This is a genomic window from Natronolimnohabitans sp. A-GB9, assembly GCF_030848565.1.
Lineage (GTDB): Archaea > Halobacteriota > Halobacteria > Halobacteriales > Natrialbaceae > Natronolimnohabitans.
Genome location: NZ_JAVDDV010000003.1, coordinates 311,857 through 326,846 on the forward strand (window position 1 = coordinate 311,857; position 14,990 = coordinate 326,846).

Annotated in this window: 10 protein-coding genes; 4 read left to right on the forward strand and 6 right to left on the reverse strand. The window is 63.1% G+C overall.

The window, feature by feature from the left end:
- Positions 1-81 precede the first annotated feature (81 nt).
- Complete coding sequence (locus RBH26_RS06545) at positions 82-690, reverse strand: hypothetical protein (protein ID WP_306757344.1); 609 nt, start codon at positions 688-690, stop codon at positions 82-84.
- Between the two features lie 530 nt (positions 691-1,220).
- Between RBH26_RS06545 and RBH26_RS06550 the strand changes: the two genes are divergently transcribed.
- A complete protein-coding gene (locus tag RBH26_RS06550; protein ID WP_306757345.1) occupies positions 1,221-3,773 on the forward strand; it encodes a heavy metal translocating P-type ATPase in 2,553 nt (850 codons plus the stop codon).
- Here RBH26_RS06550 and RBH26_RS06555 read toward each other — a convergent pair.
- On the reverse strand, positions 3,768-3,983 hold the full coding sequence (locus RBH26_RS06555) for a hypothetical protein (protein WP_306757346.1): 216 nt from the start codon (positions 3,981-3,983) through the stop codon (positions 3,768-3,770). The two genes, RBH26_RS06550 and RBH26_RS06555, sit on opposite strands and share 6 nt — an antisense overlap.
- A gap of 47 nt (positions 3,984-4,030) precedes the next feature.
- Positions 4,031-4,564 carry a metal-dependent hydrolase gene (locus RBH26_RS06560; protein ID WP_306757347.1) on the reverse strand — a complete coding sequence of 178 codons (534 nt, stop codon included), beginning with the start codon at positions 4,562-4,564 and terminating at the stop codon, positions 4,031-4,033.
- A gap of 103 nt (positions 4,565-4,667) precedes the next feature.
- Here RBH26_RS06560 and RBH26_RS06565 point away from each other — a divergent pair, with 103 nt between their 5' ends.
- The 3 genes from RBH26_RS06565 to RBH26_RS06575 all read left to right on the forward strand — a co-directional run bounded on the left by RBH26_RS06565 (position 4,668) and on the right by RBH26_RS06575 (position 8,363).
- Positions 4,668-6,539 carry an FAD-dependent oxidoreductase gene (locus RBH26_RS06565; protein WP_306757348.1) on the forward strand — a complete coding sequence of 624 codons (1,872 nt, stop codon included), beginning with the start codon at positions 4,668-4,670 and terminating at the stop codon, positions 6,537-6,539.
- Between the two features lie 128 nt (positions 6,540-6,667).
- Positions 6,668-7,270 carry a DNA-3-methyladenine glycosylase 2 family protein gene (locus tag RBH26_RS06570; protein WP_306757349.1) on the forward strand — a complete coding sequence of 201 codons (603 nt, stop codon included), beginning with the start codon at positions 6,668-6,670 and terminating at the stop codon, positions 7,268-7,270.
- Between the two features lie 499 nt (positions 7,271-7,769).
- Complete coding sequence (locus tag RBH26_RS06575; protein WP_306757350.1) at positions 7,770-8,363, forward strand: calcium-binding protein; 594 nt, start codon at positions 7,770-7,772, stop codon at positions 8,361-8,363.
- A 282-nt stretch (positions 8,364-8,645) separates the two neighbouring features.
- Here RBH26_RS06575 and RBH26_RS06580 read toward each other — a convergent pair whose 3' ends face one another.
- The 3 genes from RBH26_RS06580 to RBH26_RS06590 form a co-directional block, all read right to left on the reverse strand.
- Complete coding sequence (locus RBH26_RS06580) at positions 8,646-9,377, reverse strand: hypothetical protein (protein WP_306757351.1); 732 nt, start codon at positions 9,375-9,377, stop codon at positions 8,646-8,648.
- Entirely contained in the window at positions 9,374-10,090 is a 717-nt protein-coding gene (locus RBH26_RS06585; protein WP_306757353.1) for an ABC transporter ATP-binding protein, read from the reverse strand. Before RBH26_RS06585 ends, RBH26_RS06580 begins: the two co-directional genes overlap by 4 nt.
- A gap of 184 nt (positions 10,091-10,274) precedes the next feature.
- On the reverse strand, positions 10,275-14,894 hold the full coding sequence (locus RBH26_RS06590; RefSeq protein WP_306757354.1) for an MMPL family transporter: 4,620 nt from the start codon (positions 14,892-14,894) through the stop codon (positions 10,275-10,277).
- Between the last annotated feature and the right edge of the window lie 96 nt (positions 14,895-14,990).

The following is a 14,990-nucleotide window of genomic DNA, read 5'->3' on the forward strand; positions in this document are numbered from 1 at the left end:
GCATAGTGGATGTCGTCTTCATGATACTTGTATGTGAGTTTAAGTATGGGGAAAGAGGGATAAAAGTGTGCTGTTATTCAGTCAGAACTCGAATTCGATACTCATATCGTCGCACTCTTCAATTCTCCACCCACCGACACAGACTTCTCCAGTCAATCGGAGACCATCTTCAAAGAAGGTTCCACTTAGCGGCTCAATAGTGACTTCGACGTCCGCAACGATAACGTCTACTCCAAGTGAATTTGATCCCTCGCAATCGACTCGGTCACCACTGCCAGAGTAAATTCCCGTCGAGATTGTGATCCCGTAGTTACAAATCGGATCATCCATATCGTAAATCGATAGTGTAGCTTCGAACTCTCTACCCCCTGCCTCAAAGTCGAACCCCTTTTGCCACTCAGGATCAGGGGTCTGTATCTCGAAATCGTTACTGTCGTTTGACGGCTGACTCTCGGCGTCTATGAGTTCTACTTCGTTCTCCGGCGTTTCATTTATCCAATCAGGGAGATCATCATCTACACTTTTGTTAGACTTATCCCCACCACCTCTCCCATTATTTCCCCTTTTATTAGATTTATTTCCCCTATCTTCTCCATTATTTTTCTTTATGTTGGACTCGTTTTCGTCGTTTGCTGCAGCAGTCGGAATGACGAAGGTGGTTGCCCCGATCCCGGTAATCGTTCCGAGCATTCGTCGCCGGGTCCGATTACATTCTAGTCCATCTTCCGGTTGACTTTTTCTTCCATCGCAATTATATACATAGGGAATACAGTGTTAAATTTCAACCAACCAGATATGTTATCTGCTTTATGAAGATGTATAATGTTCAGATAATGCCACTACATTAATTATGGTAGTGGAGTAATAATACACAACTATTTGCCAAGGATTCTTGTCGGTATGGCTATAATATCTGTGAAGTCTCACTCCATCTCTTGAGACGAAATGTATATTTTAACTATACAAAATTATTGCTATAAATCATTGGTCGATATCTGGTTTTCGTATTGGAGTATAGGTCAGGTATCCGCTCCCTTCTCGAGGCTGTCGTCCGATTGATTGGAGTATCACCGATATGTCGGTACTATTCATCTCCTTGAGACTACTACCTTCATTTCTGCACTTATATATGCCAAGTTTGATGTTTTATATGAGGCATCATCTATTGTTTGGCGCACGCCAAATAACCCGTAAGGTTTCGCCCCGACTAGTGGAGAGCGATGAGCGAGTCGTCACCCTCCACGTCCCCCGACTCGAGTCGGACCCTCGAGCTTCGGGTCCCGGAGATGGACTGTCCTTCCTGTGCCGGCAAGGTCGAGAACAGCGTCGAGCGCCTCGAGGGAATCGACGGGATCGAACCGCGGGTCACGAGCGGACGGCTCGTCGTCACCTACGATCCGACACAGACGAGCGACGCCGAGATCCGCGAGCGCGTTCGCGCGGCCGGCTACGAGATCGAAAGCCGGGCGGCCGAACGCACGTTCTCGGTGCCGGATATGGACTGTCCCTCCTGTGCCTCGAAGGTCGAGAACGCCCTCGAGGCCACCGACGGCGTCGACGAGATCGAGACACGGCCGGCGTCGGGCCGGGTGACGGTGACCGTAGCCGAGGGAACCGACTCCGAGCGGGTAACCGAGGCGATCGAGGGTGCCGGCTACGAGGCGTCACCGATCGCCGACGGCGATCCGGTCGGCGACGAGGAGTCGGTCTGGAAGAGCCGCCGGGCCGTCGGGACCGCGGTCGGCGGCGTCGTCGTCGCAATCGGGATGGCCCTCGAGTTCGTCGTCCCGGGTCTCGATCCCGCGCTGTGGACCGTCGCCGGCCGGACCTACGCGCTCTCACACCTGCTGTTCATCGCGGCCGTCGTCGTCGCAGGGACCCCGATTCTACGGAACGGCTACTACTCTGCACGCAATCGGAGTCTCGACATCGACTTCCTGATGAGTCTCGGTATCGTCGCCAGCGTCGCGACCCACCACCCTTTCGAGGGGGCGATGCTCGCCGTCCTCTTCAGCGTCGCCGAACTCTTAGAGCGGTTCTCGATGGACCGGGCGCGGGACTCGCTGCGCGAACTGATGGAGCTCTCGCCCGACACTGCGACCGTCAAGCGCGAGGACGGCAGCGAGGAGACCGTTCCCGCCGAGGATCTCGAGATCGGTGACGTGGTCGTCGTTCGACCGGGCGAGAAGATCCCGGCCGATGGGGTCGTCATCGAAGGTGAGAGTGCAGTCGACCAGTCGCCGATCACCGGCGAGAGCGTCCCCGAGGACAAGCTCACAGGCGACGAGGTCTACGCCGGGACGATCCCCGAGTCGGGCTACCTCGAGATCGAAGTCGAGAGCGAAGCCGACGATTCCACGCTCGCCCGAATCGTCCGTATGGTCGAAGACGCCGAACGGGAAAAGACCGAACGCGAGCAGTTCATCGACCGCTTCGCGAGCGTCTATACGCCGATCGTCGTCGTCCTCGCGGCCGCTGCCGCGTTCGCGCCGCCCCTGCTGTTCGGCGCGTCCTGGAGCTACTGGTTCGTCGTCGGACTGACGCTGCTCGTGATCTCCTGTCCCTGTGCGCTGGTCATCTCGACGCCCGTCAGCGTCGTCTCCGGGATCACCAGCGCGGCCCGCAACGGCGTCCTCATCAAGGGCGGACGCCACCTCGAGGCCGTCGGCGACAGTGACGTCCTCGCGGTCGACAAGACGGGGACGCTGACCGAGGGTGATCTCTCGGTGACCGACGTGATCCCGCTCGAGGGCGCCACCGAGGACGACGTCTTGCGCCGTGCGAGCGCCCTCGAACGGCGAAGCGAACACCCGATCGGGCAGGCGATCGTCGGCTACGCCGAGGCGGCAGGCGTCACGGACGATTCCGACGAGCCGGCCGTCTCGAACTTCGAGGCCCTGGCGGGCAAAGGCGTCCGCGGCGAGGTCGACGGCACCACCCACTACGTCGGAAAGCCGGACCTCTTCGACGGACTCGCCGACCTCGAACACGTCCACGCGACGACCGACGGCGGCGTCTCGCTGGCCGACATGGGGTACGGCGAGACTGGACAGTGCGACCGCGAGGGCTGTCTCGACGTCCTCGCCGAGGTCGTTCCCGATCTCGAGGCCGAAGGGAAGACCGTCGTGGTCGTCGGCTCCGAAGACCGGCCGATCGGCCTCATCGCAGTCGCGGATCGCGTCCGACCCGAGGCGGCGTGGGCCGTCTCCAGGCTGCAAGACCAGGGCGTCCGCGTCGTCATGCTCACCGGCGACAACGAAGGCACCGCCCGCGCCATCGCCGAGGAAGTCGGTATCGACGAGTATCACGCCGAACTGCTCCCCGACGAGAAACTCGAGTGGATCCGCCGACTCGAGGCGGAATACGGCGACAGTGACGAACCCGCTCACGTCGCCATGGTCGGCGACGGGATCAACGACGCGCCCGCGCTCGCGACCGCGACCGTCGGCGTCGCGATGGGCGCAGCGGGAACCGACACGGCGCTCGAGACGGCCGACGTGGCGCTGATGGGCGACGACCTCACCCGGCTGCCGTACCTCTACGAACTCTCGGGGAAGGCAAACGGCGTCATCCGCCAGAACGTCTGGTCGAGCCTCGCGGTGAAGGCGGTCCTCGCTGTGGGCGCGCCGTTCGGGATCGTGACGGTGATCCACGCGGTCGTCATCGGTGACATGGGAATGAGTCTCGGCGTGACGGGCAACGCGATGCGACTCGCGAACGTCGAACCAGAGACACCCGAAGTCGCCGATACGAGGGCAACGACGGAGTCATGAGCGTCTGAATCGCCGGACGTACCGGTAGACGGTGAGCGCGACGGCCGTATTCATCGTGATGCTCGAGAGGAGAACACACAGGTTGCGTCTGTTCGTCCATCTCGTTTCGGTCGGTTCCTCGTCGGCCCTGAGCGCCGCGAGCTGTGAGACGAGCGCACCGATCCAGCCCGCAAGCGCGACCGTGACCAGCGTCCGTCGAACACGAGGCATGCGCCGAGTTCCACTTGGGATCGCATAACGTCGGGCGGACGTTCGCATCATCTGCTGAGCGCGCGGCGGATCACGTCGGTTCCCGGCCGGCCGTCGGCCCACCACAGCGCGACCCCGGCGACGAGGATGACAGCCTCGAGCCACAGCGTCGTGACCGTCACCTCCAGCCCCGGCACTGTCCCCAGTGGCTTCGTTCCGGTGTAAGCCGGCATCGGCGTCAGCGGCCAGAAGAGAAAGCCGAGTTCGTCGACGTCCCCCGAGATGACGTGCCACGGAACGTCCGTCGCGATATGCGAGAGGTACCCGATGGCGAAGGCGATACCGAGGACGGGACGATCGCGAGCACGTGTAAGCAGCCAGACCGCGATGACGACCGGAATCGCAAACAGCAGCGAGTGACCGATCGTTCGGCCGACGGCGACGAGATCGGCGAGCCAGATCGGCTTGTCGATCAGATCTGGTAGCGCGGCGCCGACGATCGCCGCCAGCGCGGGAGCCTCGTCGGGTGTGCCGTCTCCGTGCCAACGCGTATAGCCCGCATAGCAGAGATAGCCGACCGCGAGATGGACGACCGGTTGCATTCGCCGTCGGTTACGTCCTCGAGCGTCGTAAGCGCCGGGTCGAACGACACCGTTGCATCGTTTGGAACGCGACCTAAATGCGCCCGGCACTAACGTAACGTTGATGACAGGAAAACGCTCCGGCGGCGACGGATCGACGACAGACCGGCGAGAGCCGACCCACGTCCGCGACGCCGCGGGCGTCGAGGACCGACTCGAGTACGAGACCGCCACGTCGACGGATCTCGAGTACGAGACCGTCAGAACACCCGTCCTCGTGATCGGCGCAGGTGCAGCGGGCGCACGCGTCGCCATCGAACTCGCCGAGTCCGGGGTCGAATCGCTGGTGATCGGAAAGCGCGATCACGGCGACGCTCACACGACGTGGGCGGCCGGTGGCGTCAACGCGGCGCTTGGCTCGCTCGACGAGGAGGACGACTGGACGATTCACGCGGCGGACACGCTCGACGAAGGCCACCAGCTGAACGACCCCGAGGCCGTCGAGTTGACGACGCGGGAGATGCCCGCCCGTATCCGCGAACTCGCCGACTGGGGAATGCCCCTCGATCGCACCGAGGACGGAACGATCAACCAGCGCTACTTCGGCGCACAGTCGTACCGCCGCACCTGCTTCGTCGGCGACCGAACCGGCGAAGCGATGCTCGAGACGTTGATCGAGCGAGCGCGGGATCTCGAGGTACCCTACCGCGAGAACGTGATGATCACGCGGCTGCTCTCGGACGGCACCCGCGTCGTCGGCGCGGTCGGCTTCGATATGGAGACGGGACAGGGGCTGTTGTTCCGGTCGAATCACGTCGTGCTCGCGGCCGGCGGGTTCTCCGCGCTCTACGATCGGCACTCCTCGAGAGACGACGAGAACAACGGCGACGCCCAGGCGCTGGCCCTCGAAGCCGGCGCCCGACTGCTCGACCTCGAGTTCGTCCAGTTTCATCCGACGGGGATGGTCGGCGAACGGTACGGCGAGGAGTGGGACGGCCGACTCGTCACCGAGGCGGTACGCGGCGAAGGTGGCCGCCTCTACAATACGGAAGGCGAACGGTTCATGGAACGCTACTCGCCGAACCAGATGGAACTCGACGCCCGCGACGTCGTCGCCCGTGCTATCGGTCGTGAACTCGAGGAAGGTCGCGGAACCGAAAACGGCGGCGTCTACCTCGACATCTCACACCGCGACGACGACTACGTCCGCGAGCGACTGCCGACAATGGTCGAGCGCTTCGAGTCACTCGGCGTCGACATCACCGAGAAGCCGATGGAAGTCGCCCCGACGGCCCACTACACGATGGGCGGCGTCGACATCGACTTCCGAACCGGCGAGACTGGCGTCGGGGGGCTGTACGCCGTCGGCGAGGCGGTCGCCGGCGTCCACGGCGCAAACCGGTTGGGCGGCAACTCGCTGGCCGAGACCGTCGCGATCGGTAAACTCGTCGGCGAACACGTCGCCACGGTGATCGGCGAAGCCGATACGGACCCCGACGTAACCGCCAGCCAGCGGACGCTGGCGGAACGGGAGTTTCGCGCACTCGAGGCGCTTGCTGACGCCGACGGCGACGTCGCGCCGCAGACGTTGCTCGACGACCTCGGGGAGCTACTGTGGAACCACGCCGGGATCCTCCGTGACGAGGCAGGGCTCCGGGCGGGCCTCGAGGAACTCGAGGCGTTGCGAGCGCGGACGGCCGATCTGGACGTCGACGGCGGGCTCACCTCGAAATCATTCGAGTACGCCGTCGACCTCTCGGCCAGCCTCACTGTCGCCGAGGCGATGCTTCGCACAGCCCTCGAGCGGACCGAATCTAGGGGCGCACACTACCGGACCGACTACCCCGAGACGGACGGAGAGTGGCGTGTCAACCTCCTCGTCTCCGTCGAGGACGGGGAACTCTCGATTCGACGACGCGGCGTCGGCGACCCCAGTCCACCCGTCCAGGAGGCCCTCGAGGAGGGGTACGAACTCGACTACCACCACCTCGAGTAGCGTCCATACTGCCGGACAGCAGTCAGTGCGCCGTCGGTTGCGAATTCGCGGCGTCTCCGCAGAGACGGCCACAGTCGTGCGACCGAGACGCCTTTGACGCGTCGGCTTCTGTTTTTCGGTTCGGACACATGAACGAGGAAGCACTCGAGGTGTTACGTCAGGACCCGGTCATGGCGGACCTCGTCGAGAAACACGACCCGTACGCCGAACGCGACTGGGACGAGTTCGAGCGGCTCTGTATCTCCATCATCAACCAGCAGCTCTCGACAGCCAGTGCCGCGGCGGTCAGAGAGCGCGTCTTCGAACTGTTTCGAGACGGTGTAACTCCGGCCGCCGTCCTCGAGGCGGACGACGACGCCCTCCGGGCGGCCGGCCTCTCCCGGAGCAAGATCGAGTACATGCGAAACGCTGCTCGTGCATTCCAGGAGCAAGATCTCACGCGGGAGGGGCTGGCCGACCACTCGGACGAGGCAGTCGTCGACCGCCTCACCGAGATCACGGGAATCGGTGCCTGGACGGCACGGATGTATCTGCTGTTCGTTCTCGAGCGCGAAGACGTACTCCCACTCGGTGACCTTGCGATTCGCCGTGGTATCGAGCAATTGTACGGAAACGGAAACGAACCAGATGAGATGACACGTACGGAGATGCGTGAGATTGCCGAGACGTGGCGCCCGTACCGGAGCGTCGCTACGCGCTATATCTGGGCCGAATACGAGGCCGACGACTGATCCGGTCGGTCGCGTCCAACCGACCTGTAAGCCCGTCGGTGCAGACTGCGGACCGAAAGAAATTGCCATTACTCTGGTCTGCTGAATGACGATCGCGTTGAGACCTCACAAAACGAGTTAGCAGACCGACGAAATTGGCTCTTACCGTTCCTCTGCTGACAAAAGCGCAGATTTCCCGCGAAATGCCGGTGTTGACCGCGAAAACAGTCATCGGGGCATATACACGGTTGCCGTCCCCGTTTCGGGGCGTTCACGGCCGTGCTGGCGGGATATCGACTCGTCACGGCGCGGAAGTCGAGCAGCAGCCGTCACAGAAAACCAGTCCCCGGTGGCAATTCTCCTTTTATGGAATGAGAATGAGCTGAAAGCAGGGCCGAACGCGACTGCACACCTAGTTTCGAAATTAACGCTCGAAATGGTTGTGTTGGATTACGAAACAGCCGGCGCTATTTATGGATATTATCGGCCTACTACCGGTGCCCAACAGGGCGTGAGAGAAATGAGTGAAAAAGATCAGCTCGGAGATTCGCGGCGCGAGTTCATGAAGAAAGGGACACTGGCTGCGACCGCACTCGCGGTCGGCGCTGGCGCTACTGCAGGCAGCGCTGCAGCCCAGGAAGAAGACGACGGAGAAGCCGTGGTGCACGCACACGACTTCTACCCGAACGCAAGTTTCGAGGTGCTTACCGAGTTCGACACGCCGACGCGTGACAGTTTCCTCGAGAACCTCGACGAAGAGGAAGACGTGTTCGACGATCCGGACGACTGGAACGTGCACGCGATCCAGATCGATACGGACGACGATTCGCCCGGGGGGCCGCTGGCCTACATCATGGAAGAGGAGACCCTCAACCTCACCGAAGGCGACATGGGGACGTTCAACGAGTCCGCGTCCTTCCGCTCTCCGGCGCTCAACCTCCTCGAGGTCGACGTCACGGCCGAGGAGGCCGAAGAAGAGCCCGAAGAGGAGGAAGAGGACGACGAAATGATCGACGACGAGGAAGACGACGAAGCGGTCAACGACGAGGAAGACGACGAAGAGGTCGACGACGAAGAGGTCGACGACGAAAACAACAACGGCGTCTTCGGGTAACCAGATCAGCGCCGCTTCGGGTCCGGACGGACCTACGGCGTCATCCGGAGTCGGCCCGCCGTGACCCTCCGGCGGGTCGTGGCGAGATCGGACCCTCTTCTATAATCGTCACTGATACGGACTGCTGTCCCGATCTCCCGCTGATCGCCAGCGAAGAGGCGGCGATCGGCGGGACGTAACGGCAGGGACCGTATCACAAGTACACCGAGCTACGACGCCATCGCTATCCGACGGTGAGACGTCTTCGATCCCGAATGCAGTCGTGACAGGTCTCGTCGGCAGTCACGACGACCCCCCTCGCAGTCGAATGATCGCCAGTGCGAGGAGCAGCAACACTACCGCATAGACCGCCGCTTCGATCCCGTCTCCCGTCGACAACGTCCCGTCGAAGATGGCGCTCTCGAACAGCGTGTACGGACGCTCGAGCAGGAGATAGTCGTCGATCCAGGTATCGACGGGGATGGCTCCAGTCGCGAGAAACGCGTCGAGGTCCACCAGGAAGACGAGCACGAGCGAGCCCTCGAGTTCGCGCCCGATCAGGCCGCCGATGATCACGCCCAGCAGGCCGTAGGTGACTGCGCCGACGACTAGCGCGGCGATCGCTCGGCCCGGCGAGGCAGGTTCGATGTCCGACAGCAGGAGGAACGTGCCAAAGGAGATGAGCGCGACGACGACGCCGACGAGGACGATCGTCAGGATGCGGGCCAGCAGCACCTCCCAGCGCCGATACCCACAGACTTCCAGCCTGCGGTCGGGTCCCGTTGCACCGGCGACCTGGAACACACCGACCAGGCCGGCGAGAAACGCGGCCGCGAACATCGTTCCACCGAGTTCTCCCACGGCCGCTGGCGCGTCGATCCCGGGAACCCCGACGAAGGCGTCCAGTGCGAGATCGTACACGACGATTATAACGGGTGGGAACAAGACGAGCAACAGCGCGTTCGTCGGCTCCCGGAGGAACGACCGGATCGCGGCGATAGTCGCGACCCACTGGCGCGCCGCGATGTCCGTCATGGTCCGCCCTCGCTCTCGCTGCCGACCAGCTCGAGTTCCTCGCTTTCCCCCCGATGCAGGCGTCCGTCCCGGAGTTCGTAGATCGCGTCGAACCGATCGGGGTTCTCGACGAAGTGGCTGATGATCGCGATCGCCGTTCCCTCGGCTGCAAGCGTCTCGGCCAGTTCCCAGAACGCGAGGTACGTCTTCCAGTCGAACCCCGCGTAGGGTTCGTCGAGCAGGAGGACGTCGGGTTCGTGTAACAGCGCCACACTGAGGTTCACTTTCTGGCGATTCCCACCGCTGAGTCGATCGATCCGGGTGTCTAAGTACTCCTCGAAGCCGAGCCGATCAGCCAGCGACTCGAGGCGGGCCCGGCTTCGCTCGCGGTCGAGGCCGTACCCCCGACCGAACAGTCGGATCGTCTCCCGGACCGTCAGCCGGTCGTACAGCAGCGTCTCCTGGGGACACCAGCCGATCGTTCCCCGGCGATCGACCGCGCCCGCATCCGTGTCCAACACGCCGACGAGGATCTGCATCAGCGTCGACTTTCCGGAGCCGTTCCCGCCGACGATTCCGAGCAGTTCACCCTCGTGAATCGACAGCGAGGCACCGTCGAGGACATCTACCGACGGCGAGAACGGAACCCACGAGTCGTAGGTCTTCTCGAGGTCCGTCGCCTCGAGCACGACCGATGGTTCGCTGTCCCGTTTCGATTCGGGCTCGCTCGCCATATGCAGTACAGTTCACGGAGCACTATAACGGCTTCACGCGGCATATCCTGTTTCTGAACGCTGGACGATATTATATGCGGTCACAGTTTCGGTCACTCCCGTTGCAAACACGGCGATCGTCGAATCGTGCTGTCCAACAGTATGAGACGACGATCACAAGAACACACAGCACAGGGATTGAAGCTCATCCGCGTGTGGCGTACACGACGGCTGCGACAGCGACGGCCAGCCCGAGGTAGCCAACCGCCCATCCCGCGTGGCCGATCGCCACGTCGGTCGCGAACGCGGCACTGAGCGCGAGTTCCGTCGCGTGGTGACCTGGCAGCCACGACGCCCAGTCGGGCGCGTCGGCCAGCGGGAACTGGAGGACGAAGATGTCGATCATCGGCATGAACAGCAGGAGATACACGCCCGCCATCCGCCCGACGAGGGTGCCGGCGACGGCCCCAATCGCGCCGTAGACACCCGCGGCCAGCACGAGTGCGAGGACGAACCAGACTGGGTGTTCGGGGACGAGATGGATCGCGAGGGTTGCGGCCGAGACGGTGACGACGACAGCCACGAGCGCCGCAAGCACCCCGAAGCGGGCGGCGAGCACCTCGAGTCGACGGAAGCCGACTACGAGCAGGCGAGCGTCGACCGACCAGCTGCGCTGGACGAGAAAGAGCGCGCTGATTCCGGCCACGAGCGCGCCCGTCACGGGAGCGACGACCGCGCCCATCAGTTCCGCGAACGTGGTGTCGACGACCTCGGTCCCGCTGCCGGCGGCCACTTCGAGCAGGAGTTTCTCGTCGGGGACGATCGCCACCCAGGCACCGATGAAGTAGGCCGGGAGGACGATCAACAGGCCGATGAGAACGGGATCGCGGAGAACGTCCCGCCCGCCGACGAGGGCCGCGGTCCAGGTTCGGTTCAACGCCGTTCCCGCTTCGCTTCCGCCGTGGGCGCGGCCGCTCTCGACGTGGCGGTTCCACAGGACGAGGAAGCTCGGGAGCACGAAGACGCTCCCGAGAAACGCATACACGATCGTCAGCGCGATTATCACCGCGAACTGCTCGAGCACCGCGAGGATTGCAAACGCGAGCATCCCGAATCCCAGGGCGGTCGTCCCGGCGCTGCCGAACAGTGCCCCGCCGGTCCCCGTGACGCTCCGATGCAGCGCGTCTTGCAGTGATTCCTCGCGGCCCCGTTCGATCATGAACCGTTCGGTCATGTGGATGTTGTAGGCGACGCCGAGGCCGATCGTCAGGCTCGTGATCGTCCCGGTCACGACGTTAAACGGGATCGACAGCAGGTGCATCGTCCCGAGGATCCAGGTCACCGAGAGGACGATCGGAGCGAGGGTGATCGCACCGAGCGACGCGCTCCCGTATCGCCACCGATAGGCGACCATGAGGACGAGAAAGACCCCGATCATGCTCACCAGCAGGCTCTCGAACACCGCCTCGAAGACGTCGTCCTCGACGGCGTCGAAGACGACCGGCTGCCCGGTCGCCGTCGTCTCGAGCCCGTTCCCCTCGATCTCGGCCGCGATCGCTTGGCCGTCGTCGGCTATTTGCCCGGCATCCGCGTCGCCGTCGACCGAGACGAGTACCTGAAGTCCCTCGAACTCGCGCTCGGTGGCCGACTCCCCGTTTTCCTCGGTCCAGTCGAGGACGTCGGCAGCGCGGTCCTCGTCTGTCTCGACGAACTCGTCGTAGACCGCCTCGAGGTTCTCGTCGGGAACGCCATCGTCGGTCGTATCCGCGTCGGTGAACGTCTCGTTGAACGTCTCGTTCTGTGCGGCGACGGCTTCCATCTCCGACAGCGGGCTCGTGACGTGTGGCTCGTTGTTCGGGAGCGTGATCGTCGTCTCGAGTTCGTCCGCCAGCGTTTCGGCTTCGTCGATCCGTTCTAACGTGTCGTCTTGGGTCACGTTTCCGTCGACGACTACGTGCAGCCGCTCGTCCAGCCTGAGGAATCGTTCGTCGACGTACGTGAGACTCTCGTCGCTCTCGTAGTCGCCGACCGCAAGGGGTTCGGGTAAGTCATGGGCCCACTCCGGGGGTTGCTCGGCGATGAAATCCTCGTCGTCGAAGGTCGTATCGATCTGAGCGGCACCGACGATCCCCCCGGCCGTAAGCACTACGACGACGACCACCACCAGCCACGGGCTCTGGTCGGACGCCTTCTGCCCGAGCGACAGCACTCCGGAGATTCGACCGCCGCCAGTCCCGAACGCCGGCTTGCGCCGATCGATGCCGAGCCACTCGAGCAGTTCGTCGAGTTCGATCTTGACCGCCGGGACGAGCGCACCGAAGATCGCGAACGCAGAGACGATGCCAAACGCGCTCACGACGCCGAACTCCTGGATCGGCTCGATCGGGCTGACGACGTTCGAGAGAAACCCGATCGCGGCGGTCGCGGTCACCCAGAGGAACGCGACGCCGAGCCCCAGCAAAACGACGCTCATCGCACCCCTGGGCACGGCGTCCGCCTCGTCCATCGCTCGCTCGCGCTGTTCCCGGTGGCGCATGAACACGTGGATCGAGTAGTCGATACTCAACCCGATGAGCAACACCGGCACCGCGATCATGATCTGGTTGAACGCGATCCCGGCCCAGCCCATGAACCCGAACGTCCAGACGAGCACGAGAGCGATCCCGAACAGGCCCAGCAGGATGTCGAGCAGGTCACGATAGACGATCGTCAACACGACGAGGACGAACAACGCCGCAAGCGGCAAGACGAGCCCGAAGCTGTCGGCCATCGACCGGTCGATCTCGTCGGCCAGGATCCCACCCCCGAACACGAGGGCGTCGTCCCCGAACCGGTCGTCGGCGAGTTCGGCCAGGGCGAGTTGCTGGTCGACGATCTCGTCGTCCGCGTCGAAGGCCATCGCCTCGGCCTCCTCGGCCTGCTGGCTCACGAACAGCATCCTGGTGTCCGTCGTCGCCGATCCAGTCTCGAACTCCCGTGGAACGAACAGGAACAGCTCACGCTGGGCGTCGTCATCGAGAACCGCTTCGGTTACGTTCTCGACCTCGGACTCGTTCATCGACTCGAGTTCCTCGACCTGTTCGTCGAGCGTCAACTCGATGTCCGGAATCTCTTCTTCGGCCTGCTCCTCCAGATCGTCGGCCCACCGCTCTAGCGTCGCGATCCTGCTGGCGAAGACCTCGTCTTCGACGGCCTCGAAGCGCTCCTCGAGCTCGTCCGATAGCTCGTCGGTTCGCTGCTCGAACTCCGCCTCGGCGATCGGATCGAACTGCGCGCGGAACCCGACCTCGATCAGTTCACCCTGGACCTCGCGAGTCTCCGCGAGCAGCTCCGCGAAGGCCGCGTACTCCTCGTCGGTCAACGTCTCGCGGGCCTCCGCGTCGATGGCCTCGAACTCGCCTTCGAGACGCTCGCGTTCGGCCTCGTAGGTCTCCTCGTCGATCTCCCCGAGTTCGAACGCCAGTTCGTTCTCCACGTAGGCTTCCTGGACGTCGCGAGTCTCGGTTATCAGCTCGACCGCCCGTTCCGACCGCTCCTCGAGTGCTGCGCTTTGCGCTTCGATATCGGCGATCGTGTCGGCGAAGACCTCCTCCTCGACGGCTTCGTAGATCTCCTCGAGTTGCGCGCTGAGGTCGGCCGTACGCTGCTGGAACGTCGCCTCGTCTATCTCCCCGCGTTCGAACTGGACGCCGGCCTGGAACAGGTCACTCTCTACCTCGCGGGCTTGTTCGAGTAGCTCCGTGAAGGTCACGTACTCCTCGTCAGTCAGCGTCTCGCTTGCCTCGGCGTAGATGGCCTCGAGCTCGTCTTCGAGGCGCTGACGCTCGGCCAGGTAGGTCACCAGGTCGATTTCGCCGGTCGCGTACGCCAGTTCGTTCTCCTCGTATTCCGCCTGCCAATCACGGATCTCGTCGAGCAGTTCGACCGCTCGCTCCGTCCGCACCTCCAAAGCGGCACGTTCTCTCTCGATGTCGTCGATCGTGTCGGCGAAGACCTCCTCCTCGACGGCTTCGTAGATCCCCTCGAGTTGCGCGCCGAGTTCGGCCGTACGCTGTTCGAACTCCGCCTCGGAGATGCCATCGAACTCGTGGCGAACGCCGAGACGGAACAGTTCACCTTGAATCTCGCTTGCCTCTACGAGCAACTCCTCGAACGTCTCGTACTCGTCGTCGTCGAGGACGTCCTGGGCCTGGCGTTCGATCTCCGCGGCTTCCGCCTCGAGGCGTTGACGCTCGAACTCGTAGATCTCCTCGTCGATCGCTTCGAGTTCGTAGGCGAGTTCGTTCTCCTCGTAGGCCTCCCGTAGCTCGAGCGTCTCGTTGAGCAGTCCGACCGTCGTCTCCACGTCGGCTTCGAGTTCCGCGGATTCGTTCTCCAGATCCTCGAATCGCTCTTCGATGAACTCGGCTTCGTCCTCCTGGACGGACGCGGTCGCGACGACCTCGGCAAGGTCCTGGAACGGGTCGTCTTCGACGAGACTCTCGTTTACGGTCTCGTTTTCCCGGAGATCGTGCTGGAACGCAAGCGTCTCGAGCAACGAATCCCTCGAGAGGACGTCGTCGTTCCGCAGGACGATCTGTGCCGTCGTCTCGTTTGCTTCGACACCGAACCGTTCCTGGGCCTCGTCGTACTCCTCGGCCTCCTCGAGGTCGGCCTCGAACTGCTCGAGCGAGGCCTCTTCCTCGAGAAAGAGCATCCCGTTCCCGAGTACGAGCGAGGACACGAGCATCACGGCGATCACCGTCCGACTCCATCCGGTGATCACGCCGACGAGACGGTCGCCTGCGCCGTGAGATTCCGACTCGTCCCCTCGAGTCCGTTTCATGCGTGTGTGGTGTCAAACGGGCGTCGCGAGACGAGGGTCCCGGACGACGATTCGGTCAGTGGGTGACTCGTTACGTCTAGACGTCTCTGAACCGCT

Coding starts and splice junctions, on each gene's coding strand:
- RBH26_RS06545 (WP_306757344.1), bottom strand. CDS start 690: ATGCTCGGAACGATTACCGGGATCGGGGCAACCACCTTCGTCATTCCG.
- RBH26_RS06550 (WP_306757345.1), top strand. CDS start 1,221: ATGAGCGAGTCGTCACCCTCCACGTCCCCCGACTCGAGTCGGACCCTC.
- RBH26_RS06555 (WP_306757346.1), bottom strand. CDS start 3,983: ATGCCTCGTGTTCGACGGACGCTGGTCACGGTCGCGCTTGCGGGCTGG.
- RBH26_RS06560 (WP_306757347.1), bottom strand. CDS start 4,564: ATGCAACCGGTCGTCCATCTCGCGGTCGGCTATCTCTGCTATGCGGGC.
- RBH26_RS06565 (WP_306757348.1), top strand. CDS start 4,668: ATGACAGGAAAACGCTCCGGCGGCGACGGATCGACGACAGACCGGCGA.
- RBH26_RS06570 (WP_306757349.1), top strand. CDS start 6,668: ATGAACGAGGAAGCACTCGAGGTGTTACGTCAGGACCCGGTCATGGCG.
- RBH26_RS06575 (WP_306757350.1), top strand. CDS start 7,770: ATGAGTGAAAAAGATCAGCTCGGAGATTCGCGGCGCGAGTTCATGAAG.
- RBH26_RS06580 (WP_306757351.1), bottom strand. CDS start 9,377: ATGACGGACATCGCGGCGCGCCAGTGGGTCGCGACTATCGCCGCGATC.
- RBH26_RS06585 (WP_306757353.1), bottom strand. CDS start 10,090: ATGGCGAGCGAGCCCGAATCGAAACGGGACAGCGAACCATCGGTCGTG.
- RBH26_RS06590 (WP_306757354.1), bottom strand. CDS start 14,894: ATGAAACGGACTCGAGGGGACGAGTCGGAATCTCACGGCGCAGGCGAC.